The 23822-nt window shown below is 61.2% G+C and carries 24 protein-coding genes; 12 read left to right on the top strand and 12 right to left on the bottom strand.

Features of this window, described 5'->3' with window-relative positions:
* The first annotated feature begins 10 nt into the window (after positions 1-10).
* Together GSQ73_RS08405 and GSQ73_RS08410 are read left to right on the top strand one after the other, a co-directional pair.
* Positions 11-1087: a hypothetical protein gene (locus tag GSQ73_RS08405; RefSeq protein ID WP_158882988.1), complete on the top strand. Its 1077-nt coding sequence runs from the start codon at positions 11-13 to the stop codon at positions 1085-1087.
* Between the two features lie 6 nt (positions 1088-1093).
* A complete protein-coding gene (locus GSQ73_RS08410) occupies positions 1094-1702 on the top strand; it encodes a TetR/AcrR family transcriptional regulator (RefSeq protein WP_158882990.1) in 609 nt (202 codons plus the stop codon).
* On the opposite strand, the gene GSQ73_RS08415 is transcribed toward GSQ73_RS08410, so the two are convergent.
* Positions 1699-2562 (bottom strand): DUF817 domain-containing protein, encoded by an 864-nt coding sequence (locus tag GSQ73_RS08415; protein ID WP_158882991.1) that lies wholly within the window; start codon positions 2560-2562, stop codon positions 1699-1701. The genes GSQ73_RS08410 and GSQ73_RS08415 overlap by 4 nt on opposite strands.
* A gap of 173 nt (positions 2563-2735) precedes the next feature.
* Here GSQ73_RS08415 and GSQ73_RS08420 point away from each other — a divergent pair, with 173 nt between their 5' ends.
* The 5 genes from GSQ73_RS08420 (at position 2736) to pyrF (ending at position 8054) form a co-directional block, all read left to right on the top strand.
* Positions 2736-3740 (top strand): aldo/keto reductase, encoded by a 1005-nt coding sequence (locus tag GSQ73_RS08420; RefSeq protein ID WP_158882993.1) that lies wholly within the window; start codon positions 2736-2738, stop codon positions 3738-3740.
* 34 nt (positions 3741-3774) lie between these two features.
* The gene (locus GSQ73_RS08425) at positions 3775-4683 is read left to right on the top strand and encodes an NmrA family NAD(P)-binding protein (protein WP_158882995.1); all 909 of its coding nucleotides are present in this window, start codon (positions 3775-3777) and stop codon (positions 4681-4683) included.
* On the top strand, positions 4680-5282 hold the full coding sequence (locus tag GSQ73_RS08430) for a TetR family transcriptional regulator (protein WP_158882997.1): 603 nt from the start codon (positions 4680-4682) through the stop codon (positions 5280-5282). Before GSQ73_RS08425 ends, GSQ73_RS08430 begins: the two co-directional genes overlap by 4 nt.
* A 122-nt stretch (positions 5283-5404) precedes the next feature.
* Positions 5405-7066, top strand: a complete 1662-nt coding sequence (gene ettA / locus GSQ73_RS08435; protein ID WP_158882999.1) for an energy-dependent translational throttle protein EttA — start codon at positions 5405-5407, stop codon at positions 7064-7066.
* Between the two features lie 154 nt (positions 7067-7220).
* Positions 7221-8054, top strand: coding sequence for an orotidine-5'-phosphate decarboxylase (pyrF, locus tag GSQ73_RS08440; RefSeq protein WP_158883001.1), 834 nt, complete (start codon positions 7221-7223; stop codon positions 8052-8054).
* 28 nt (positions 8055-8082) lie between these two features.
* Here the strand turns inward: pyrF and GSQ73_RS08445 are convergent, their stop codons facing one another.
* The 3 genes from GSQ73_RS08445 to GSQ73_RS08455 form a co-directional block, all read right to left on the bottom strand.
* A complete protein-coding gene (locus GSQ73_RS08445) occupies positions 8083-8322 on the bottom strand; it encodes a hypothetical protein (protein WP_158883003.1) in 240 nt (79 codons plus the stop codon).
* 118 nt (positions 8323-8440) lie between these two features.
* A complete protein-coding gene (locus GSQ73_RS08450; RefSeq protein WP_158883005.1) occupies positions 8441-9595 on the bottom strand; it encodes an acyltransferase in 1155 nt (384 codons plus the stop codon).
* On the bottom strand, positions 9592-10455 hold the full coding sequence (locus tag GSQ73_RS08455) for a LysR family transcriptional regulator (protein WP_254063342.1): 864 nt from the start codon (positions 10453-10455) through the stop codon (positions 9592-9594). The genes GSQ73_RS08450 and GSQ73_RS08455 overlap by 4 nt, the downstream gene beginning before the upstream one ends.
* A gap of 131 nt (positions 10456-10586) precedes the next feature.
* Here GSQ73_RS08455 and GSQ73_RS08460 point away from each other — a divergent pair, with 131 nt between their 5' ends.
* Positions 10587-11564 carry an SMP-30/gluconolactonase/LRE family protein gene (locus GSQ73_RS08460; RefSeq protein WP_158883387.1) on the top strand — a complete coding sequence of 326 codons (978 nt, stop codon included), beginning with the start codon at positions 10587-10589 and terminating at the stop codon, positions 11562-11564.
* Positions 11565-11571: 7 nt separating this feature from the next.
* Here GSQ73_RS08460 and GSQ73_RS08465 read toward each other — a convergent pair whose 3' ends face one another.
* The 3 genes from GSQ73_RS08465 to GSQ73_RS08475 all read right to left on the bottom strand — a co-directional run bounded on the left by GSQ73_RS08465 (position 11572) and on the right by GSQ73_RS08475 (position 13315).
* Positions 11572-11850 (bottom strand): DUF427 domain-containing protein, encoded by a 279-nt coding sequence (locus GSQ73_RS08465; protein ID WP_158883009.1) that lies wholly within the window; start codon positions 11848-11850, stop codon positions 11572-11574.
* The gene (gene def / locus GSQ73_RS08470; protein ID WP_158883011.1) at positions 11850-12386 is read right to left on the bottom strand and encodes a peptide deformylase; all 537 of its coding nucleotides are present in this window, start codon (positions 12384-12386) and stop codon (positions 11850-11852) included. The genes GSQ73_RS08465 and def overlap by 1 nt, the downstream gene beginning before the upstream one ends.
* A gap of 140 nt (positions 12387-12526) precedes the next feature.
* Positions 12527-13315: a DUF4197 domain-containing protein gene (locus GSQ73_RS08475; protein WP_158883013.1), complete on the bottom strand. Its 789-nt coding sequence runs from the start codon at positions 13313-13315 to the stop codon at positions 12527-12529.
* Positions 13316-13432: 117 nt separating this feature from the next.
* Here GSQ73_RS08475 and GSQ73_RS08480 point away from each other — a divergent pair, with 117 nt between their 5' ends.
* The 3 genes from GSQ73_RS08480 (at position 13433) to GSQ73_RS08490 (ending at position 16319) form a co-directional block, all read left to right on the top strand.
* Entirely contained in the window at positions 13433-15514 is a 2082-nt protein-coding gene (locus GSQ73_RS08480; RefSeq protein ID WP_158883015.1) for a carbon starvation CstA family protein, read from the top strand.
* Positions 15511-15726: a YbdD/YjiX family protein gene (locus GSQ73_RS08485; protein WP_216844749.1), complete on the top strand. Its 216-nt coding sequence runs from the start codon at positions 15511-15513 to the stop codon at positions 15724-15726. Before GSQ73_RS08480 ends, GSQ73_RS08485 begins: the two co-directional genes overlap by 4 nt.
* A 92-nt stretch (positions 15727-15818) precedes the next feature.
* Positions 15819-16319: a DUF2127 domain-containing protein gene (locus GSQ73_RS08490; RefSeq protein WP_158883017.1), complete on the top strand. Its 501-nt coding sequence runs from the start codon at positions 15819-15821 to the stop codon at positions 16317-16319.
* A gap of 75 nt (positions 16320-16394) precedes the next feature.
* Here the strand turns inward: GSQ73_RS08490 and GSQ73_RS08495 are convergent, their stop codons facing one another.
* A complete protein-coding gene (locus GSQ73_RS08495) occupies positions 16395-16661 on the bottom strand; it encodes a hypothetical protein (protein ID WP_254063344.1) in 267 nt (88 codons plus the stop codon).
* Between the two features lie 72 nt (positions 16662-16733).
* On the opposite strand from GSQ73_RS08495, the gene GSQ73_RS08500 reads away from it, so the two are divergent.
* Positions 16734-17360, top strand: coding sequence for an IS30 family transposase (locus GSQ73_RS08500; protein WP_254063360.1), 627 nt, complete (start codon positions 16734-16736; stop codon positions 17358-17360).
* Between the two features lie 49 nt (positions 17361-17409).
* On the opposite strand, the gene GSQ73_RS08505 is transcribed toward GSQ73_RS08500, so the two are convergent.
* The 4 genes from GSQ73_RS08505 to GSQ73_RS08520 form a co-directional block, all read right to left on the bottom strand.
* A complete protein-coding gene (locus GSQ73_RS08505; RefSeq protein WP_158883019.1) occupies positions 17410-17595 on the bottom strand; it encodes a hypothetical protein in 186 nt (61 codons plus the stop codon).
* A gap of 543 nt (positions 17596-18138) precedes the next feature.
* The gene (locus GSQ73_RS08510; RefSeq protein WP_158883021.1) at positions 18139-20307 is read right to left on the bottom strand and encodes a peptidase domain-containing ABC transporter; all 2169 of its coding nucleotides are present in this window, start codon (positions 20305-20307) and stop codon (positions 18139-18141) included.
* Positions 20300-21583, bottom strand: a complete 1284-nt coding sequence (locus GSQ73_RS08515) for an HlyD family efflux transporter periplasmic adaptor subunit (RefSeq protein WP_174236080.1) — start codon at positions 21581-21583, stop codon at positions 20300-20302. Before GSQ73_RS08515 ends, GSQ73_RS08510 begins: the two co-directional genes overlap by 8 nt.
* A gap of 455 nt (positions 21584-22038) precedes the next feature.
* Positions 22039-23817 carry a Mur ligase family protein gene (locus GSQ73_RS08520; RefSeq protein ID WP_158883023.1) on the bottom strand — a complete coding sequence of 593 codons (1779 nt, stop codon included), beginning with the start codon at positions 23815-23817 and terminating at the stop codon, positions 22039-22041.
* Positions 23818-23822 lie beyond the last annotated feature (5 nt).

Raw genomic sequence — 23822 nt, forward strand, 5'->3', positions numbered from 1 at the left:
GAGGGTTTTCATGCACGCATCCGTATCGACCCGCGCCTTGCGCGCGTGGTGTCTGGCCATCCTGCTGGTTGTCGCATCAGCGTCGAGCGCGTTCGCGCAAAGCGCATCGGGCGTGGGCTTTCACGCCATCACGATTCACGACCCGGTGAATGGCGGCGAGATGCCCGGCTACGTCTTCTATCCGGCGAAGCACGCCACGGGAATGAGCTGGGTCGGCCCGTATCACGTGGCCGGCACCGCCGATGCACCGATGGCGCCGGGCGTGCGCCCGCTGGTGGTGCTTTCGCATGGCAACGGCGGCTCCGATCTCGGCCACCACGACCTTGCGACCTATCTGGCATCGCACGGTTTCATCGTCGCGACACTGGAACATCCGAAGGACAACTTCCACGACCAGAGCGGCGTCGGCCACGCACCCGTGCTGGGTGGCCGACCGATCCAGGTGAAGGCCACGATCAGCTATCTGCTCGACGATCCGAAATGGAAGGCATCGATCGATGTGAATCGCATCGGCGTCGCCGGTTTTTCCGCCGGCGGCTACACGAGCCTGATGGTGGTCGGCGCCAAGCCGAAGTTCCGTCGCTTTATCGATTACTGCCTGCGTTATACGGCGGATTTCATCTGCCTGGATGCAAAGAAGTTCAAGGCCAACGCAGCTGCTGAGGGCCTCACGCTGCAGCAGGTGATGGATCGCACGCAGAAGCAGGCGGCGCAGTGGGGCGACACCGCCGACCCGCGCGTCAAGTCCGCTTTTGTGATGGCACCGCTGAGCCTGATCATCGACGAGGCCGGCGCGGCGTCGATCGATCGCCCGGTGTTCATGTACTACGCGCAGAACGACCACGTACTGCGTCCGTCCGAAAACGCCGAACACCTGATCCCGCTGATGCACACGCTGGTCGCGGTGAAGATGGTGCCAAAGGCCGACCACTGGGTGTTCATTCCGCCCTGCTCGCCCGGCCAGGCGAAAGAGTTGCCGGTGATGTGCAGCGATCCGGCCGGCGTCGATCGCGCGGAAGTGCATGCGCAAATCCAAGTCGACGCGCTGGCGTTCTTCCGCAAGACGCTGCACGTGCCGGCGAACTGACGCGCCATGCCGAAGGCGCTGAGCGATAGCGACATCGAGGCTTTTCGCGCGCGCATCTGCGAAACCGCGGCGACGCTCTATATCGAGCAAGGCCCCGCTGCGGTGACCATGCGCCGCATCGCCGGTGAACTCGGCTGCGGCACCATGACGCCGTATCGGTTTTTCGCGAGCAAGGAAGAAATCATCACCGCCGTGCGCACGCGCGGCCTGCATCGTTTTTCCCTAGCGCTCGAACAGGCGCTGCAGACGCCAGGCGATGCGCGCCAGCGCAGCCGAAACGTGCGCGATGCGTACGTGGCTTTCGCGCGCAGCAACTCAGCCACGTATCGGCTGATGTTCGAATACCCGGAAACCAACCGCAACGATCCGGCGTATCGCGTAGCGCATGCACGCATGCTGAAAACTGTCGCCGAACACGTCGAAGTGCTGATTGCCGAAGGCGCGGTCGAAGCGGACGCACCGATCCTTGGCCATCAGATCTGGGCTGCGCTGCATGGCGCGGTGATGCTTGAAATTGCGGGCCTGTTGCCGCAAGGTTTCGACGCCGCGTCCCTGCACACACGCACCGCCGGCACGCTGTTCGATGCGGCTCGTCCTGCCAACAAAAAGACCTAACGCGCAGTTCTTGCAGGCGACGCATGGTGCACCGCCGACACCATCACGTAGCTGATCACCATCAGCAGCAACCACGCGCCGAGCTTGCCCAGCGGCACCATCTGCCAGCCGTGACGTTGCGCCGGATACAGCCACGCCTTGCTCAGCGTGCCCACGTTTTCCGCGAACCAGATGAACACCGCCACCAGCACGAAGCCCAGCAGCAACGGCATGCGCCGGTGCACGCGTCGCACGCGGAAGTGCACCCAGCACGGGCCGAACACCCAGACCAGCGCCGCGAACAACAGCCAGCGGACATCCGGCAGGTAATGATGCGTGAAGAAATTCGCGTAGATCGCGCAGGCCAACAGCGCCGTGACGACAAACGGCGGATGCCGCGTGAAACGAAAATCGAAAAGCCGCCACACCCGCGCGAGATAGCTGCCGATCGACGCGTACATGAAACCACTGAAAAGCGGCACGCCACCCAGTCGCAGCAACGACGGCTCGGGGTATTCCCATGAACCGACCGACGTCTTGAACAATTCCATCGCCGTGCCGACGACATGGAACAGCAGGATCACCTTCGCTTCCTCGAGGCTTTCCAGTCGCGTGAGCAACAACATCAGCTGCATCGCCAATGCAGCCAGCGTAAGGAAGTCATAGCGCGCCAGCGGCGCATGCGCCGGATACCAGCGCCACGTGGCCAGCAGGAGCGCCACCATCAACCCGCCGAACAAAGAGGCCGAGGCCTGCTTCACGCCGAAGCAGATGAACTCGTGGACGAACACCGCGAAACGCCCGTGCGGACGGATACGGCAGGCAATCCATCGATCAAGAATGCGCAGCCGGCGAGCGAGAATCGCGATGGCGGAAAGCATGCGCCGAAGTCCTTTCGAGAAGTCCACGCACCATCGCCTGACGGCATGGCGCAAAAACACCCAGGAAATGGCCGGCTGCGGCCCATTCGCGGGCAACTAATAAAATAATGACAATATTTGATATTTGTCATTCCAAATGTCATCCTTCGCTCCCACCTCGACGGAACACCTCGATGAACCACCGCACACTTGGCCGCAACGGCCTGAAGGTTTCCTCCATCGGTCTTGGCTGCATGGGCATGTCGGACATGTACGGCAGGGCCGATCGCGGCGAAAGCATCGCCACCGTGCACGCAGCGCTGGATGTCGGCGTCACCCTGCTCGACACCGGCGATTTCTACGGCATGGGCCACAACGAAATGCTGCTCGGCGAAGCGCTGGCGGATCGGCCGCGCGACAGCTATCAGCTCAGCGTGAAGTTCGGCGCGCAGCGCGGACCGGACGGCCAGTGGCTCGGCTACGACGCGCGTCCCTCCGCCGTAAAGACCGCGCTTGCCTACAGCCTCAAGCGCCTGCGCACCGACTACATCGACATCTATCGCCCAGCACGGCTCGATCCCAACATACCGATCGAGGACACCGTCGGCGCGATCGCCGACATGGTGAAGGCCGGCTACGTGCGCCACCTCGGACTTTCCGAAATGGGCGCCGGCACCGTCCGTCGCGCGCATGCGGTGTTGCCGGTGATCGATCTGCAGATCGAATATGCGGTAATCACGCGCGGCATCGAAGACGCCATCCTGCCGGCGTGCCGCGAACTGGGCATCGGCATCACCGCTTACGGCGTGCTGTCGCGCGGCCTCATCAGCGGACACTGGTCGAAGGGTCGCGAGCCTTCAACGCGCGATTTCCGCATGCACAGTCCGCGCTTCCAGGGCGAAAACCTCGATCACAACCTGCAACTGGTCGAGTTGTTGCGCGAACTCGCAAAGGCTCGCGGCTGCAGCGTGGCGCAACTGGCGATCGCCTGGGTGTTGTCGCGCGGCGATGACATCGTGCCGCTGGTCGGCGCACGCACACGCGACCGCCTGACCGAAGCGCTCGGCGCATCGAATGTCGCGCTGAGCGACGACGACATCGCCGCGATCGAACGCGCCGTGCCAGCGGACGCCGCAGCGGGTGATCGCTACGCCAAGGCGCAGATGGCGATGCTCGACAGCGAACGCAGCACGCACTGATTCCACTCCACTTCACGACAGAGAGGTCCATCGCATGTACGCCATCATGGGAATCACCGGTCAGGTCGGCGGCGCCGTCGCCCGTCACCTTCAAAACACCGGCCATCGGGTTCGCGCCATCGTGCGCGATGTAGCGAAAGCGCCGAACTGGCTCGCGCGTGGCTCGGAAGTCGCCGTCGCCGACTGGTCCGACGAGCGCGCGTTGGCGAACGTCCTCAGCGGTGTCGACGGCGTGTTCGCGATGCTGCCGGCCAACTTTGCGCCGAGTCCCGATTTCGCCGAACCACGCGCATTGATCGCGACCTTGGTCGCAGCCTTGCGACAGGCAAGGCCGCCGAAGGTGGTCGCGCTGTCGTCGGTCGGCGCGCAGCAGAACCGCGATCTCGGACTGATCACGCAACTGCATCTGCTGGAAAGCGCGATCGATGCGATGCCGATGCCGCACGCCCACGTGCGCGCCGCGTGGTTCATGGAAAATCTGCGTTGGGACATTGCACGTGCAAGGGACGAGGGACGATTCGCGAGTTATCTGCAACCCCTCGATCGGGCGATCCCGATGATCGCCACCGACGATATCGGCCGCGTCGTCGCTCAGACGCTGACGCAGTCGTGGCAAGGTCATCGCGTGATCGAGCTGGAAGGACCGCAACGCTACAGTCCGCTCGACATGGCGCAGGCTCTGGCGGCAGTGCTCGAATACGACGTCGAGGCGTTCACGGTGCCGCGCAACGAGTGGGCAACGCGCTTCGAAGATGAAGGCACGCCGGCCGATCGTACCGGTCCGCGCATCGCCATGCTTGACGGCTTCAACAGCGGCTGGATCGACTTCGAAGGCGGCGGCACCGAAAACGTAATCGAGCACGTGCTGGGCGACATTCCGCTGGGCTACGTAGCCGACGAACTCGTCAGCGCCTGCCCGGTCGTGCTTGAATCCGCGGCATGAACGAATCCGCGCTGACGCCCGAACGCATTCTTGCCGCCGCCGAAGACGTGCTGCGTCGCTTCGGCCCCGGCAAGGCCACGGTGGTGGACGTGGCGCAGGCGCTCGGGGTCAGCCACGGCAGCGTGTATCGGCATTTCGCCAGCAAAGCCGCGCTGCGCGACGCGGTACTGCGCGTGTGGCTGGAACGCACGATGGCGCCGTTGCAGATCATCGCCAACGGAAAAGCCGCGCCGCCGACGCGACTGCGCCAGTGGCTGGGCGCATTGCGCGAAGCGAAGCGCGACAAGGCGCTGGGCGATCCGGAACTCTTCGCCACCTACGGTGCGCTGGCCGCCGATGCGCGCGAGGTGATCAACGAACATGTCGAGCATTTGCGCGGGCAGATTTCTTCGATCATTGCCGCCGGTGTAGCCAGCGGCGACTTCCGCAAGGTGGATGCGCGTGCAACCGCGTTGACCATATTCGACGCCACCACGCGCTTTCACTATCCCGGCCTCGCGCATTTGTGGGGCAACCCCGGTGAAGACGCGGCGTTCAAGCAGCTGATCGACCTGCTCATCCGTGGACTGGCGGCCGACGGCAAACCCGCCGCACGTTGAAAAGCAGCGCCTTCCGCCTGAGGCGGCGCTGCGGTCAGGACGCAGCCGCTATAATGGAAGTTTGGCGAGTCGCCGCATCGGCGGCAGCACCCTCGCCGCGCACCAGCCTTTCGGAGTCCTGCATGCAATACATCTACACCATGAACGGCGTGAGCAAGATCGTTCCGCCGAAGCGCCAGATCATCAAGGACATCTCGCTCAGTTTTTTCCCCGGCGCCAAGATCGGCCTGCTGGGCGTGAACGGCGCGGGCAAATCCACGGTGCTGAAGATCATGGCCGGCGTGGACACCGATTTTCAGGGCGAGGCACGCGCCAATCCGGGCACCAAGATCGGCTACCTGGCACAGGAGCCGCAGCTCGATCCGGAGAAAACGGTACGCGAAGCGGTCGAGGAAGGCGTGGCAGAAATCCTCGACGCACAGAAACGCCTTGAAGAGGTCTACGCCGCGTACGCCGAGGAAGGTGCGGATTTCGACAAGCTGGCCATCGAGCAGCAGAAGCTGGAAAACCTGCTCGCCGCCAACGACGCGCACGCGCTGGAGCGCCAGCTCGAAGTCGCCGCCGACGCGCTGCGCCTGCCACCGTGGGACGCCAAGATCGGGCCGCTGTCCGGTGGTGAAAAACGTCGCGTCGCGCTGTGCCGATTGCTGCTGTCCAAGCCGGACATGCTGCTGCTCGACGAGCCGACCAACCATCTGGACGCGGAATCGGTCGACTGGCTCGAGCAGTTCCTGCACGACTATCCCGGCACCGTGGTCGCGGTCACGCATGATCGCTATTTCCTCGACAACGCAGCCGAGTGGATTCTCGAACTCGATCGCGGCCGTGGCATTCCGTGGAAGGGCAACTACACCGAATGGCTTGAGCAGAAAGGCGAGCGCCTCGCCCGCGAAGAAGCTTCCGAAAAAGGTCGCCAGAAAGCGCTCGCGCGCGAACTTGAGTGGGTGCGTTCGGCAGCGAAAGGTCGCCAGTCCAAGGGCAAGGCGCGCATCAACCGCTTTGAGGAACTCAACTCGGTCGAGTACCAGAAGCGCAACGAAACCAACGAACTCTATATTCCGCCGGGCGAGCGTCTGGGCCAGGAAGTCATCGAGTTCGTCAACGTCAGCAAGTCGTTCGGCGACAAGCTGCTGATCGACGATGTGTCGTTCAAGGTGCCGCCGGGCGCCATCGTCGGCGTCATCGGCCCGAACGGCGCGGGCAAATCGACCCTGTTCAAATTGATCACCGGCGTCGAGAAACCCGACCAGGGCGAAGTGAAACTCGGTCACACCGTGCAGCTCGCCTACGTCGATCAGTCGCGCGACAACCTCGATGCGAAGAAGAACGTGTGGCAGGAAGTCTCCGGCGGCGCCGACATCATCACCATCGGCCGCTACGAATTGCAGTCGCGCGCATACATCGGCCGCTTCAACTTCAAGGGTACCGACCAGCAGAAGCTGGTGGGTTCGCTTTCCGGCGGTGAGCGTGGTCGTTTGCACCTGGCAAAAACATTGATGCAGGGCGGCAACGTGCTGCTGCTCGATGAGCCGTCCAATGATCTGGACGTTGAAACGCTGCGCGCGCTGGAAGACGCGATGCTCGAGTTCCCCGGCTGCGCGATGGTGATCTCGCATGACCGCTGGTTCCTCGACCGCATCGCCACGCACATCATCGCGTTCGAAGGCGACTCGCACGTCGAGTTCTTCCCCGGCAACTACAATGAATACGAAGCCGACAAGAAGCGCCGCCTCGGCGAGGAAGGCGCCAGGCCGCATCGCGTGAAGTACAAGAAGCTGGCGTAATTCGGCACAAGGCACGAAAACGTCATTTCCACGAATTGCCGTCATTCCGGCGCAGGCCGGAATCCAGTCGAAGCAATGCGCGAAGCAACTTCATTCCTAGTCCATGATCACTGGATTCCGGCTTGCGTCGGAATGACGAAGCAGGAGAAGCCACATGCACTTCATGCAATCCCTGCAATCCGCCTGGAAACGCAACGATTCACTCGTCTGCGTCGGCCTCGATCCGGAACCCGCGAAGTTTCCCGCACATCTTCGCGATGCGCCTGATGCGGTATTCGAGTTTTGCCGCGCCATCGTCGATGTCACAGCCGATCTCGTCTGCGCTTTCAAGCCGCAGATCGCGCACTTCGCCGCGTTGCGCGCGGAGGAATCGCTGGAGCGGTTGATCGCGCACATCCATGCACATCATCCTGGTGTGCCGGTGATCCTCGACGCCAAGCGCGGCGACATCGGCAGCACCGCGCAGCATTACGCGAGCGAGGCGTTCGATCGTTATCAGGCCGACGCGGTCACGTTGAATCCGTATCTTGGGCGCGATTCGGCGCAACCGTTTCTCGATCGCGCGGACAAGGGCGTGATCCTGCTTTGCCACACGTCGAATCCTGGCGCGTCCGATCTGCAGGATCTGCTCGTGCACCAAAAAAATGGCGAAAGCCTGCCGCTGTATCAGCACGTGGCGAAGATCATCGCGCGCGACTGGAATATCCACGGCAATTGCGCCCTCGTCACCGGCGCCACGTGGCCGCAGCAACTGGGTGAAGTGCGCGCGCTGGTGGGCAACATACCGCTGCTGGTACCGGGCATCGGCGCACAAGGCGGCGACGTCGAAGCCGTGGTTCGTCATGGTCGTACGACGGACGGAACCGGATTGCTGATCAGTTCGTCGCGCGCGATTCTCTACGCGGGCAACGACGAACATTTCGCAGCCACCGCCGGTGTCGCTGCGCGTGAACTGCGCGACACCATCAACACCTTTCGACAAGGCTGAGCGCGCTGCGCCAGTCGTGCAGCTTCGTTTAACTCGAAGCAGGAACGGGCTTGGCGGCCTGCAACATCTTCGCCTTCAGATCCAGCGCATCGGCGGCGTCCAACAACGCGCGCGCAAAGCTGCGCACTTCGGCAGGACGCAGCGCGTACCAGTTTCCCTTCTTGGTCGCCTCGGGGATATTCCGGCCGGATCGCGTGACGCAATGTGGGCGGAAAATCACCATGCCGGTCAGTGATTCCGAACTGATGTCCGCGGAAACGATCTGCATGTGTGTTTCGTTTTCTGTCTTCACCGAACTCTCCCGGGCAGAAGCTCCACCCATGACGCAGCTTACGCCACTGGGAGTTCCGTGCCCGTGCATGCGTGCAGAACAAGTCGACATTCGCTCAATTTGTTGAGACGAGCTCGCCATGATTGAGCGGCAGCTTCATCAGTCGCGCACGTAAGGCGCGATCGGCCGGTATCGAGATGAAGCGCGCCACCAGCCAGCCCAGCAACCAGCAAAGCAGCACGATCGGCGCATACCACGCATAGCCCAGCCCGATGTTGCCACCGGCGGCCTTGAACAGGCGCACCAATGCGAACACCACGAACATGTGCGTGAGATAGATCTCGTAACTCAGCCGTCCGAATGATTGCAGCCAATTGGTGCCCGGAAGCCTGCTCGATGCATGCGCGGCTTTGCGCCAGTGCATCGCAAGAATCAGGCACGCCGCCGATATCACCAGTATCAGCAGATAAGCGTCGTGCACGAGAGTCCACACTTCACGACCCATCAACATGACCGAAGCGATGCCGACGGCTCCCGCGATGCATAGTGCGATGTTCATCCATTGCCGCGACTGCCGGACGTGCCATGCGATCAACGCGCCGAGCACACCCACCGCGATCGCCGACATGCCGGGCAGATACGCTTTCTCCTGCCAGATTTCGTTGTCGACCAATGCCGCGTGCGTGAATGGCAGCGAGAGCGCCAACAGCACAAGCACGATCGCGAACACCCACGCGCGTCGCGTCAACAGGCAGACGATCGGAAATGCGAGATAAAAAACTTCCTCGATCGACAACGACCACAGCACGTCCCAGCTTCCGGGGAGATAGCCGGTATGACCTTCGTACCAGTTCAGATGCAGGCCCAATGCCGCGACGATAGCGCGCGGCAGCGACTGCCCTTCGCGATGGATCACGTAGTCGTCGAACCCTCCCAGATGCAACGCGCTCAACACCGCCACCAGCAATAACAGGCACGGCGCGATGCGTGCGAGACGGCGAACGTAAAACGCGCGCACGTCGATCTTCTGCAACGAACCCCATCGTTCGAGTGCGTTGTATGCGATCAGGAAACCGGAGATCACGAAGAACACGAACACCGCTTCGTAGCCGTTGTAGTTCAGTGCATCGAGCACACGATGTGGCAGCCACGTGCCGAGCCACGTGTGCTCCAACGGTATCCGCAAACCCGTGTGATGGAGGATCACCAGCAGGATCGACAATCCACGCAGCACATCGATGCCGTGGTTTCGCGTGGCGTGCGTGCTCATCCCAGTCGCTCCACCACGAAGTCGACGAAGCTGCGCAATTTCGCAGTGGGACGCGTTTCGCGACGACGCAAAATATGCAGCGCGCGCGCAGGCAGTTCCCATCCGGGCAACAGACGCACCAGCTGGCCAGATGCGATGGCTGGCTCCAGCAACACATCGACCTGCACCACCACGCCGACGCCGCCGAGCGCTGCGGAAAGCAGTGCTTGTCCGTTGTTGCAGACGAGCGACCCGCGCACCGGCACCGACACTTTCTGCCCGCTCCTGCTGAAGCGCCACACGTGATCGGTTCCCCATGGCGCAAAACCCAGACAGTTGTGTCGCCGCAGGTCGTCGGGCTTTCGAGGTTTCGCGTGAGCGGACAGATAGGCAGGACTGGCGACAGCCAGCATTCGCGGAGGCCGCAACGGCCGCGCGATCAACTGCTGATCGCTGATCGTGCCGGAGCGCACCGCGACATCGAAACCTTCCTCCTGCATGTCCACCACGCGGTCGTTGAGGCTGAGCTCCACCTTCACCTGAGGATGGACGGCCATATACGCGCTGATCACCGGCATCAACCGATGCGCGCCCCACGTGACCGAGGCGGTGACGCGCAGCGTCCCCTGTGGCGTCGCGCGCAATGCTTCAGCCACTTGATCGGCCGCCTGCACGCTGCCGAGCACATCGCGGCACCGTTCCAGATACGCCGCGCCGATCTCGGTGAGATGCTGGCGTCGGGTGGTGCGTTCCAGCAACCTTGCGCCGAGTTGCGTTTCCAGCGAACGCACATGATTCGCCACCATCGTGGTCGACAAACCGAAGTCATCCGCAGCCGCGGTGAAGCTGCCTTTCTCCACCACGCGAACGAAAACGGCCATGCTGGTGAGTCGATCCATTGGCAAGCCCTGCTTTGAAGTGAACGAAGCGCATCGGCGTTTATAAACCATCCATCGATTTGCACAATCCCTCGCACGATTCCGACGAGGACACTGCCGTGAAATTTCGCTGCATGCTTCAACCTGTCGCTTTTTTTCTGGCGCTCGCATCAACCCGCAGCTTCGCGGCGACCACCGCACCCACCACGGTGCCCTTGCCGCCGGATTGGTATCCCGAAAGCGTGGCGGTAGGGCCGGATGGTTCGTTCTATGTCGGCAGCTGGCGACAGGGCGCTGTCGCACGAATCCGCAGCGGATCGACCATGCCGCAGATTGTGGTGAAGCCTGGCGCGAATGGTCTGGCGAACGGCCAGGGCGTCGTGGTCGATGCGAAACGACACCTATTGTGGGTTTGCTCGGGCACGCTTGGATTCACCACCGTGCCGATGACGCCGAGCGCGTTGAAGAGCTACGACCTTGCCACTGGCATGCCTCGCGCAAGTTACGTGATGCCGGACAAGGGTTACTGCAACGACATGGCGCTGGACAGTCACGGCACGCTCTACGTCACCGACTCGCTCCATCCGCGTGTACTTCGGCTTCGTATCGACGACAGTACATTGCAGACGTGGAAAGAAGATCCCGCGTTCGCGCAGGGCAAGGAAGGTTTCGACCTCAACGGTATTGCGCTGGATGACGACGACAACGTCTACGTCAGCGAACTGACCGCAGCGGCGTATCTGTGGCGCATATCGGTGCAGCGCGATGGCATGGCAGGCTCAGCGCAACGCATCTCCATGCCGCGCGCGTTGAAAAATGCCGACGCCATTCGCTACGCCGGCTCGGGCAGGTTGGTGATATTCGAGAGCAACGCCTTTGGCGGGGATGGTCCGTACGGCGGACAGATCTCGCTCGCGATACTTGCCGGAGATCGCGCGACTTCGTTGACGACACTGGTGCACGGTCTCAATGATCCGTCATCGGGCGCGATTGCCAATGGCCGCATTTACTTCATCGAATCGAAGTACGGCATCCTGATGAGCCGCAAAGATCACCCCGCGGCCATCCCGAAAAGCGTACCGTTCGACGTGCAGTCGATACCGCTGCCGTAGCAAAGCGCTACTTGATCTCGACGCCACGCCAGAACGCCACGCGATCTCTGATCTGCATGGCGGCTTCCTTCGGTTGCGGGTAGTACCACGCAGCATTCGCGTTTACGTCACCGCCCACAACCACGTCGAAATAACTGGCCTTGCCTTTCCACGGGCAAACGGTGTGATGGTCACTTGAACGGAAATGTTCGCGACGCAACGATGCGACCGGAAAATAGTGGTTGCCCTCGACGATGACGGTGTCGTCGCTTTCTGCCAGCACTGCGTCATGCCATATCGCGCGCATCAGTCGTCTCCGATGTCCTGGCCTGGGAACAGCACGTCGGTGTAACCGAACTTGCTGAAGTCGGTGATGCGCGTTGGATACAGACGGCCGATCAGGTGATCGCATTCGTGTTGAACGACGCGCGCGTGGAAACCTTCGGCCGTGCGCTCGATGCGCTCGCCTTTCGGGTCGATACCTTCATAGCGGATCAGCGAATAGCGACTCACCGCACCACGCAGGCCCGGCACCGACAGGCAACCTTCCCAGCCTTCTTCCATGTCCTGCGAGAGCGGCGTGATCACCGGGTTGAGCAGAATGGTCTGCGGCACTTCGGGTGCATCGGGATACCGATCGGAATGCTCGAAGCCGAAGATCACCAGTTGCAGGTCGACGCCGATCTGCGGCGCGGCCAGGCCGACGCCATCGGCCGCGTGCATCGTCTCGAACATGTCGGCGATGAGTGCGTCGAGCTCGGCGCTACCGATCATGCTGTCCGGTACCAGCGGCGCAATGCGCAGCAGACGCTCGTCGCCCATTTTGAGAATTTCGTGGATCATGTAAGGCCTCGATGTGACATCGCCATTTACTGGTGATTTGAGGTCAATTCCGGTCAATGCAAGTTGGAAGGTTCGGCATTTCCAGCCTCAGGGCAAAAAACTGAAGCCTCATATTTGATTTGTTGAACCCGCGAGCGGGTTCAACGACCAAACACCTTTTTCAGCAAATCAGTGGATCGCGCAGCCGGATTGTCGCGGATGGATTTCTCCTGATCGCCGATCTCGGTGAACAGGCCGTCCATGGTCTTGTTGGTCACGTAGTCATCAAGATCAATCGAAGTACCGCCACCTTTCTTCGACTTGCCACCGAGCGATCCGAGCATGCCGCCCAGCGATCCACCACCGTTGCCTGCAGTGAATGATTTGTACTTCTGCGTAACGCCGACGCTGTCGGTGGCTTTTACGACGATCGGATGGATGCGCGCCGTGAGCGCGTCACCCGCCACGCGGCGAAAGAAATCGGTGGCTGCGTGATCGCCGCCGGTGAGGATGCCGCGCGCATCGTTCAAGCTCATCTTTCGAATCGCGTCGCCGAAAATCTGCGCGACCTGCGGCACCGCCTGCTCCGCCGCACGATTCATGCTCAGCTCGAATGCGTCGACCTTGGCACCCTGGCCGAGTTTCTTCGCGAGTTTGGCTGCCTGTTCAAGTTTGCCCGGCAGCGGAATGCGCACGCGCGAGTTGTTCCAGAAGCCGCCATTGCGACCGAGACTGTTGATCGCGTTGGTCGTGCCTTTCGCCAACGCCTCTTTCAGACCGGCGGCAATATCGCCGTTCGGCAGGTTGGCACCAGCCTGCGATGTATTCGTGTGCGTCGCCTGCTTGGCCTTGTCGAGAAGGCCTTTGAGCTGGCCGGAACCCGCGGCGCTCGCGGACATCGCGGTGACCAGGGTGAATGCGAGCAGGGCTTGGCGAACCGGCATGCGCATGACGAATTCCTTGTGGGCGACGGGAATTCGAGTGTACCGCTGCGCTGCTCATGCAACAGCGATTGACCGCCGCGCTGGCTGCCGCGATTCTTGGGATTCCGATGAGGGATTTTGCTCATGCACGCTGCCATTCCGAAACCCGGCCCCGCCGGGCGGATTCTCTGGGCCGTCATCGCCGTCACTGCGGCGTTCTGCCTTGGCGTGGTGGCGTTGCGTCGTGGCGAACCGATCAATGCGATCTGGCTGGTTGCGGCATCCATCGCGGTATTCGCCATCGGCTATCGCTTCTACGCGCGCTTCATCGACCACGCGGTGTTGTCGATGGACCGCACGCGCGCCACGCCCGCGGTGTTGCGCAACGATGGGCTCGATTACGTGCCGACGGATCGATGGGTCGTGTTCGGTCATCATTTTGCAGCGATTGCCGGTGCCGGTCCGCTGGTGGGCCCGGTGCTTGCGGCGCAGATGGGTTATCTGCCCGGCACGCTGTGGATTCTGTTCGGCGTGGTGTTTGCCGGCGCCGTGCAGGACTTCATGATCCTGGGGCTTTCGCTGCGTCGCGATGGCCGGTCGCTTGGTCACATGCTGCGCGAGGAACTTGGGCCCGTGGCCGGCGTGGTCGCGATGTTCGGGGTGCTGATACTGATGATGATCGTGCTGGCAGTGCTCGCTCTCGTTGTGGTGAAAGCGCTGACGCACAGTCCTTGGGGCACGTTCACCGTGGCGTGCACGATTCCGATCGCGCTGCTGATGGGCGTCTATCTGCGCTGGCTGAGGCCGGGACGTATTTTCGAAGTGTCGATCATCGGACTGGTGTTGTTGCTGGCGTCGATCGCCTTCGGCGCGGACGTCGCATCGTCGCCATCGCTCGCGCCGCTGTTCGACTTCGACGCGAAGACGCTGGCGTGGTTGCTGATCGGTTACGGTTTTTGCGCCTCGGTATTGCCGGTGTGGTTGTTGCTGGCGCCGCGCGATTATCTGTCGACCTTCCTCAAGATCGGCACCATCGCGCTCCTGGCGCTGGCGATCTTTCTTTCCGCACCCACCTTGCAGATGCCTGCGGTGACGACATTCATCGACGGCAGCGGTCCGGTGTTCCAGGGACATCTGTTCCCGTTTCTTTTCATCACCATCGCCTGCGGCGCGGTGTCGGGCTGGCATTCGATCATCGCTTCCGGTACTACGCCCAAGCTCTTGGCAAATGAAGGCGATGCGCGGCTGGTCGGCTATGGCGGCATGCTGGTGGAAGCGTTCGTGGCGATCATGGCGCTGATCGCCGCGACGTCATTGCACCCAGGCGTCTACTTCGCGATGAACGCGCCGACTGCGCTGATCGGCAACACCGTGCAACACGCTGCCATCGTCATCAGCCAATGGGGTTTCGTGGTGACACCCGACGAGCTGCTGCAGACGGCGAAGAACATCGGCGAAACCAGCATCCTCAGCCGTGCCGGTGGCGCACCGACGCTGGCGGTCGGCATGGCGCAGCTGCTGCACAACGTGCTGCCCGGCGGCGGCATGATGGCGTTCTGGTACCACTACGCGATCCTGTTCGAAGCGTTGTTCATCCTCACCACGGTGGATGCCGGCACGCGCGTGGGGCGCTTCATGATCCAGGAAATTGCCGGCCTGATTCACAAGCCTTTGCAGGCGACCGAATCGTGGACCGGCAACCTGCTGGCCACCGCGATCTGCGTCGGACTCTGGGGATATTTCCTGTATCAGGGCGCGATTGATCCGCTCGGCGGCATCAACACGTTGTGGCCGCTGTTCGGCATCGCCAACCAGATGCTGGCGGCGATCGCGTTGATGCTCGCCACGGTCGTCGTGGTGAAGCGCAAGCGCGAACGTTACGTATGGGTTCCCGGCATTCCCGCGATCTGGCTGATCGCGTGCACGCTCGCCGCCGGCTGGGAGAAACTCGTCGGCCCGATCAGCTTCACCGCAGCTGCCGCGAAATATGCCGATGCCGCGAAGAAGGATGCTTTGCTCGCGCCAGCGACATCGATGGAAGAGATGCAACGTATCGTCGGCAACAACCATGTCGACATGGCGTTGACCGCGCTGTTCATGCTGCTGATCGTGACGATGCTCGGCTTCTCTCTGCGTGCATTGATGCAGGCCTGGCGAACACCGGGGGCCACCACGCGCGAAGAACCGTATGTCGCGCTGGCCGGCATCGCGGCTGGTGCGCCATGAAAGTGTCACTGTCCGACGCCGTGCGTGCTCTGCGATCCGGCTGGCGCCGCGCCGTGCAGACCGCACGCCTCAGTTGCGGCATTCCCGATTACGCGGCGTACGTGCAGCACCTGCGCGAATATCACCCCGACCGTGTCGTGCCGAGCTACGAGGCATTCTTTCGCGAACGCCAGGCCGCACGCTACAAGGGCGGAGGCGGCCGTTGCTGCTGATCAACTCGCCAGCGCGCGTGCACATGACATTCCTCACTCGCCATTCCGGTGACGCCCCGGCACACTGTGCGCTGCTTCGCCATTGATCCGTCATGTCCGATAACCCGCCCATCGCCAAGTCTGACTCCGGCGCACGCTCGCAACGCCACTCCGGCCTGCGCGTCATCGCCATCTACGAGGTGATCAAGACGCTATGCCTGCTGGTGGTCGCGGCGGCAGCGTTTCATCTGAACCACGCGGAGAATTTCGAGCGGCTGGTGCACTGGTTGAAGGATCTGTCGCTCGATGGCAGCAGCAACCTGCGCTGGACGCTGGTGACCACGCTGCAGGATTTCGGGCCGAGCAAGTTCGTGGCGATCGGGCTGGTGACGCTCGGTTACGCAGTGCTGTTCGCGATCGAGGGCATCGGCCTGTGGATGGGCAAGCACTGGGCGGAATGGTTCACGGTGATCGCTACCGGTTCGCTGATACCGCTGGAAATCTACGAACTGCTGCACCGCTTCGGATGGATCAAGCTGGCCGTGTTGGTGGGCAATGTGGTGATCATTGTGTACCTGGTGCGCGTGGCGCTGCAGCCGCGATCATCTTCCTAAAGTAAGCGGAGCCCAGCTTCGCCGACTCCGCTGCAAACCGGGCTGCGACTTTGCCACCGCCGCAACCGTGGTCGTTCATCCTTTAGGCGCCGGCCCTTTCACCGCAGTGATAAATGCGTCGGGCCTGACATGTTTCGCATACGCCTGCTGCACTTCCGGCGCGGTGAGTTTGAGATAATGCCGGCCGGCGATAGTCATCGCATCCAGCAGCTTGCCTTCGATCGAGAGCTTCAGGAGCTGGCTGCCGATAGCATCGAAGCTGGACTCGCCCAACGGAATCTGCCGCAACAGAATGCCCTTGGCGCGCTTGAGGTCGTCGGCGGAAGTCGGCTCGTTCTGCATCTGCTTCAGATCCTGAGTCCCGAGCAGATAGCCGCCGAAGTGCAGATCAGCTACGAATGCATCTGTTAACACATCGCTGCCGATCGTCAGCGGGGTGGCACGCTATGGCAGCACCTACGCTGTCGCAAGCAGCGGCGTTGCCGTCATCGCTGCGGCACACCACGGCAGCGCCAGCGCTTTCGTAGACGACTCATTGCTGAGCGACTGGCCGTCGTGGAAAGCCGCCAACGTGTGGGGGATTGGGAGGGCGATACGATCATGGGCAAAGGACTCGTGCGCGTCGTGACGCTGGTGGATCGCAAATCGGGCTTGTTGCGCATGCGCCGCGTGTCCAACGGCGAGGCTGCCATGGTCATGCGCGCCATCATCCACGCCTTGCACCCCCTGCAGGCTCGCGTGCATACGCTGACGTGGGACAACGGCTGCGAGTTCGCCGACCATGCCGTGATCGGCATCGCTCTGCGTGCCAGAAGCTATGTCGCCGACCTTTACTCATCTTGGCAGCGCGGAACCAATGAAAATACCAACGGCCTGATCCGGCGATACCTGCCCAAGCGATGCGATCTGGGCGCTTACTCCGATGCCCAGATCCAGAGCATTGAAGACAAGCTCAACCAACGGCCTCGAAAGCGATTAGGCTTCCGCACAGCACAACACGTTTTCGATATTTCCTTCAACCGTGGTGCACTTCGTAGTTGAATCCGCCAGCTTATGAAGTCGCTGCTTGAAGAAGACCCAAGCGCAATAATCACTCCCTCTCTTTGCGAAAAAATATCCATCCAACAATAAGGGCAGTTAGCGCGAACACAAATGAGAAGCCAAGAACATCAAGTTCGTACTTGCCGCCCAGCAGAAGTCCGCCACCTGAAATAAGTATCACAATAAAAAAAATCTTGATCCCGAACCTAGATAGACGATCTTTTTTGGTATCCATGAATAAGAAGCCCCGAGATTCATTAAGAGCGGCACGAATCACAACGTGATTCGTGCCTTGCAATCATATTCAGTATAACACTTAGGGTGCCGGCAGCTTGCACTGCAAATTCGAGCCCTCGGCTAAATCTTTTCCAATTCCATAACCAAACATAACCCACGCAGCTATGGCGCCCGCGACCAACTCCTCCGGGCCAGCACCTGTAACCATTTTTATTTCGTTCTGAGTTAGCTCAAACATAAGATCTCCTTTGCTTGGTTAATAATTAATACAAAACTACATGTATTTTATAAAAACAGAATTTTCAGCAGTGTGAATTAACTGCGTATCCTAGAGCGATCGGCGCCAAAAGCAATCCAATAATACCCAAGCCCACTGGGTTACTTGCCACAATGACGCTTCCACTAGCTATCCCGCCAGCCAAATCGCCCCCCGCGACTACAATGACTTTTGCCTCGTCTAGCTCTAACATAGTGCCACTCCTTGGTTGATTTGCTGGACTATTTAGAACCGGTCCGGCTACGGCTTAAATAATTTACGATCTTACCTGACACCCAAGTGCTTTTGAACAGAAAATGGGGCGCCAGTATATTCTCTAAATATAGAGATAATATAATTAGCGCTCTTAATCGTTTCAGGCCTATGAGCAACAATAATACGTGTGATTTTCAAACACCCAACGGCATGATTGATCTGTATCTCTCTTTCGATATCTAAACTACTTGTCGCCTCATCAAGAATAAGTAGTCTTGGTCGTCGATATAGCGCCCTCGCCAGAATGACCCGCTGCTTCTGCCCACCGGACAAGCTGAAACCCATATCACCTACCAGGCTTTGATACCCCATCGGCATCGCCGCAATGTCGTCGTGGATCGCTGCCAAACGTGCTGCCGCTTCGACATCGATCGGCTTCGTATCCGTATTGAAAAAACTGATGTTGTCGGCCACCGAGCCAGCGAACAGTTGATCGTCCTGCATCACCGCGCCGATCAGCTGACGGTAGGCGCCCAACCCAAACTTGCGGATATCGATCCCACCAAAAAGGACTTCGCCTTCCTGTGGCTGCAGCAAGCCGAGGATCACCTTGGCCAGCGTGCTCTTGCCGCAGCCCGAGGGCCCGACGATGGCCACCGACTCACCCTCCTCGATGCGCAGGTTGCAGTCCTTCAGAATCCACGGCTCACCCTCGGCATAGCGGAAGCAGACGTTTCGTAGCTCAATGCTGGCCTCGGGCACTGGACCATCCCAACTCGATTCAACTTCGGACTCCGGCGCGGTAAGTGCGATATCCGCCACCCGCTCCGCGTGCAATTTCAGCATGCGAAAGTCCACCCACTTGTCGATCAGCCCCGCCGCGCGGCTGGTGAACTGGTCGGCGTAGGCGATGAAGGCGATCAGCATGCCGGCAGAGAACTCGTTTTTCAGCGCGAGCGTGGCAGCGATCCAGATCATGGCGACCCGACCGATGCCGAACATCAGCTGGTTGGTCAGCATGAACGCAATGCCCAGGCGCTGAATGCTGATATCGCGATTGGTACTTGCCACTGTGGCATTGGCGTAGCGCGCCAGCCGCTCGCCCTGCTTGTTGGCGAGCTTGATCGGCATGGCGCCACGAATGGACTCCAGCAGTTCGCTTTGCTGCCGCGCGCCGTAGATGATTTGCTCTTCGTTCGCCCGGCGCAGTGGATTGAAGAACACCCAGCGGGTTATGCCATAGGCGAGGAACAAGCCAGCCACGAGCACCGTAAGCCAGATGTTGTAGAACGCCATCACCACCAGCGTGACCAGCGACATCAGCCCATCCAGCAGAGAGCCGATGAACTGCGTGGTCAAGGTACGCTGAATGGTCTGGATCGAACCGAAGCGCGACACCACGTCGCCCACGTGACGTTTCTCGAACCAGTCCAGCGGCAGCTTCATCAGGTGGGCGAACAGATTGCTGGCCCATTGCACGTTGAGCGTAGCGCCCAGCCAGGTGACTGCCCAGGAACGCGCGGCGGTGACGATCGCCGAGAAGATGGCGATGCCGAGAAAACCCAAGCCGAGCAAGGTCAGCAGATCGTGATCCGCCGACACCATGGCCTGATCGAGCACCCATTGCAGATAGAACGGCGCGGCCAGCGCAAACACTTCCAGTGCCAGCGCCAGCAGAAGAATCTGCGCCAGTGCGGGCATCACACCACGAATGCGGCCGGTAAGCGCGCGCATCGAAACGGCCTGGCGTGCCTGTACGGGTTCGAAGTTGGCTGCGGGAGCAAGCTCAAGTGCCACACCAGTGAAATGCTCGGAAACCTCCTTGAAGCCCAGCTTGCGAATGCCACGCGCCGGATCGTGGATGACAATGCCACGCGCACCGACACTCTTTAGCACCACGAAGTGATTGAGATCCCAATGCAGCAAGCACGGGGTCTTCAACTGCACGAGATGTTCCATGTCGAGCTTGAGCGGTCGACCGACAAAACCCAGCTTGCCGGCCATGTCCATCACGCGGGCCAGCGTGGCGCCCTTGAGCGAGGTGGAAAAGCGACGGCGCAAGCCGGCCAGATCAACATCGTGACCGTGGTAGCTGGCGATCATTGCCAGCGAGGCCAACCCGCATTCTGCCGCCTCGGTTTGCAGCATCATCGGCAGCCGGCGCGACCAGCCGAATTGCAGCGCGGCGCGGAAGCCGGGTGTCGGTGCCGTTGATGCGTTGGTCGAACCGTCAGCCATGCGCGGCGTCTCCACGAAGGTGATGGGCCAGCCCGTACAGCGGCTCGAACACCCATTCGATCAATCGGCGGCGCTCCATGAGCACGTCCGCATCCAGCGCCATGCCGGGGCGCAGGCCTTCCGCTTTGCCGTAAGCCAGAATGGCTTGGCTATCAAGGGTCACCTGCACGCGATACAGCGGTCCCTGATTCTGATCAGGGCTGCTACCCGTGAGTACGGTGACTTCCGCAGACGTGAGCGCGCTGCGCGAGACTTCCGCCACACGGCCGAAATGCTGGCCAAACTTCTGATACGGAAAGGCCTGATAGCGCAACACCACCCGACTGCCGGGCTCGATGAAACCGACGGCGCGACTCGGTACCAGCAACTGCGCTTGCAGTACCGACCCGGCGGGCAGCAACGAAAGCAACGATTGGCCGGCCGTCACCATCTGCCCGGGCTTGAGAAGCAAACTGGATATCACCCCATCGCGTGGCGCGCGCAGTACCACGGCGCGTTGCATTTCATTCTGTGCCTGGGACTGGCTAATGTCGGCGAGTTTGCGTTCGGTGTCGTTGCCTTGAGTCGAAGCATCCAGTGGCAACTGCGCCAATTGCTGCGTGGCTGCATCTGTCTGCTGATGCAAATCGAGTTGCTGCCGCATCAGCGTTTTGTACTGGGCCTGCGCGTCAAGCCACGCTGTTTGCTGCTGTTGTATCTGGAACGCGGACACATAGCCTTTGGCAGCGAGCGGCTGGATGCGCCGCAGCAGATCCTTAGCGCTGGCGACCTGGGTCTGTTGGATGGCAATCTGTTGGTCGATCTGCGCGGTCTGCGCCTGCAGCGATGTGACCTTTTCGCGCAATGCCGCACCTTGCTGTGCGGAAATCTGTTGCTGTGTCTGTAGATCAGCCAGCAGACGTAAACGTTGGTCGTCAAGCTGACGACTGACTAGCGCATGAGTATCGCCCAGACTCGCACTATTTTGCTCGCTGGATATCTCGACCAACGGATCGCCGCGGCGTACTGTTTGGCCGTCCCGGACCTGCAATTGAGTCACGGTACCCGCGTTGGAAGCCGTGACAGTCAGCAAGCCGGCGCTGGGCACCAACTGGCCGGCAACACTCTCGCGACGCGTGTATTCGCCAAAAATAAGAAATAGAAGAATGGCGGTGGATAACGCCAACGCCAGCGCGGTCGACAGCCAGCGCGACAGCGGCGCGACGACAACGATGGAACCCAGCCAGTCACCGCGCCGCGCGTCCACGACTTCCTGTCGAAATAACGGCTTGCTCACTGGCGCTTTCCGTACGCTGCGTGCCCCTGTTGGTGGAGCAATCCATGCTCCCACTTTTTATTAATAGGCGATCAATGCATCACTGCACAACGTGTAATTTATTGCGACCCGTCGTTCGCAAGACATTGCAGTCAATCAAATCCCGCAACAGATGGATTTGTCTTTTTTGAAATCAGCATTTGTCATCCTGGGCCCACAATCCAACGCTGAATTCGCTCACACCGAAGTGCCGGAGCCGAAGGAAATTGCGCTCGAATGTCGCACCATTCTGATGGAAATCAGAAGGAAGGCCTCTGGAGCGTTGCGCAATGCTCAGACGGAAGGGCCGCAGTCAAGTCGAATCTGCCAGCGGCGAGCTACGCAACAATGTACATATCAGGGATATGGACGGCTAAATAAACAATCTAGCAATCGACTGCAGCCTGTGTGCCGACGCCATTTGGAGTGGCGATGAATTAATGGGGCAGATTTGTGATCGCGAACGGCGTTCCAGGCCGCCATCCGCCTTGTTCAAGATCGTCGAGCAGCTCGCTGACCAGCGCACGCGCGGCGGTGCCGTGCGTGGGCAACACCAGTACATCGCCTGCGCGCGCCCAGGCCAGCATGTTGCGAACGGCAGCTGTTTCGTCGAGGCATTCGGTGATTGCGTCGGCGCGTACGCCGCGCAGCAGCAACTCATGGCGCAGAATGCGCGCGACTTCGCCGGGCTCGCGGCCGCGCATGAAACCGTCAATATCTTTCAACACCACCAGCGCCGGGGAAAAGCTCGCGGCGCTTGCGGCGAGTTCGCGGATCTGTGCGTCCTCGCGATTGCCAGCCTGACCGAGCAGCAGGCCAAGGCGTCCATCGATCGATGTCGTGGCGACCTGCAGCAGCCCGCGCACACCTTCAGGGTTGTGCGCGTAGTCAACAAACACCTGCAGCGAACCGAGTTGCCAGTGCTGCAGCCGGCCCGGGTTATCCGCACGCGCACCACCGAAATGCGCGATGACGTCGGCGATGGTTGCCGGGGCGATGTGCAGCGCCGAAGCAGCCAGCGATGCCGCGGCAATGTTGGCGATGTTGTAGCCGGCGCTGCCACCGAACGAGAGCGGCATGTCGTTGACGACGCCGAGATCGTGCACTTGATCGCCGCGCGAAAGTTTCAGGAGGCCGTCGCGAATGCCGCACGTCGCACCACCGGATTGTCGATGCGCATGCAACAACGGATTTGCATCGTCGAGCGCAAACCAGCCGATCGGACAATCAAGCTTGCTGGCGTGATGCACGAGCATGGCATCGTCCGCGTTCAACACGAGCAATCCGTCTGCACCGATGGCACGTGCGACGAGCAGCTTGACCTGCGCCAGGCCATCGAGATCGTGGACGCCGTATTCGCCGAAGTGATCGTCGCTGACGTTGGTGACCACGGCGACGTTCGCACGTTGCACGGCAAGCCCACGACGCAGCAAACCGCCGCGTGCGGTTTCGAGAATCGCTGCTTCGACTTCGGGCACGCGCAGTACCGCGCGTGCGCCGGCGGGGCCGGAGAAATCGCCGCCATCAATGGCGCGGCCGTCGATGAACACGCCGTCGGTGCAGCTGTGCCCAGCGTGCCAGCCGTGTGCGCGCGCCATCGCGGCGAGCAGTCGCACGGTGGTGGTCTTGCCATTGGAACCGGTGACCAGCGCAAGCGGAATGTCGTGCAGCGTCGACCACGGCACTTCGCCATCGGCAGGCAACGCACTCATCGGCCAGGTGCGACCGCCGGCGCCGGCGCCGAGTGTCAACGCATCGTCGTCGGGTAGCGCATCGAGATTGTTTTCTTCTGCGTGTTGCAACAGCGACATGAGATCGGGTCGCTGTTCCGCGCGAGCGAATGCGCGAAGCGTGTGCATGGCGGACGCCTCGTCCCACGCAGCCGGATGCCCTGGCGCGTGCAATTCGACATCGCTTGCGCGAACGTCGAGACACGCAGCCAGCCACGCCCACTCGTTCACTTCGGTTGCGCTGTATAGCTGATCAAGCGGCGCGGTGTATGCGAGTGAAGCGCCGCTCGCATGACGATGCGCGACGATGCAAGGCGTGGGCCAGTGGAGTGCGCGACATGCCGATTCGACACGCGCGCGCCACGCGTCGATAACTTCGTCATCGGGCAGCGCGCCGAGCGTTTCCAGCACGGCGCCCGCTGCGTCGAAATACAGATTGATGCCGGTCAGGCGGCGCGAGTCGTCGAACGGCAGGGGTATTTGCATCGTGC

The sequence above is a fragment of the Rhodanobacter sp. L36 genome, assembly GCF_009765755.1.
Taxonomy (GTDB): domain Bacteria; phylum Pseudomonadota; class Gammaproteobacteria; order Xanthomonadales; family Rhodanobacteraceae; genus Rhodanobacter.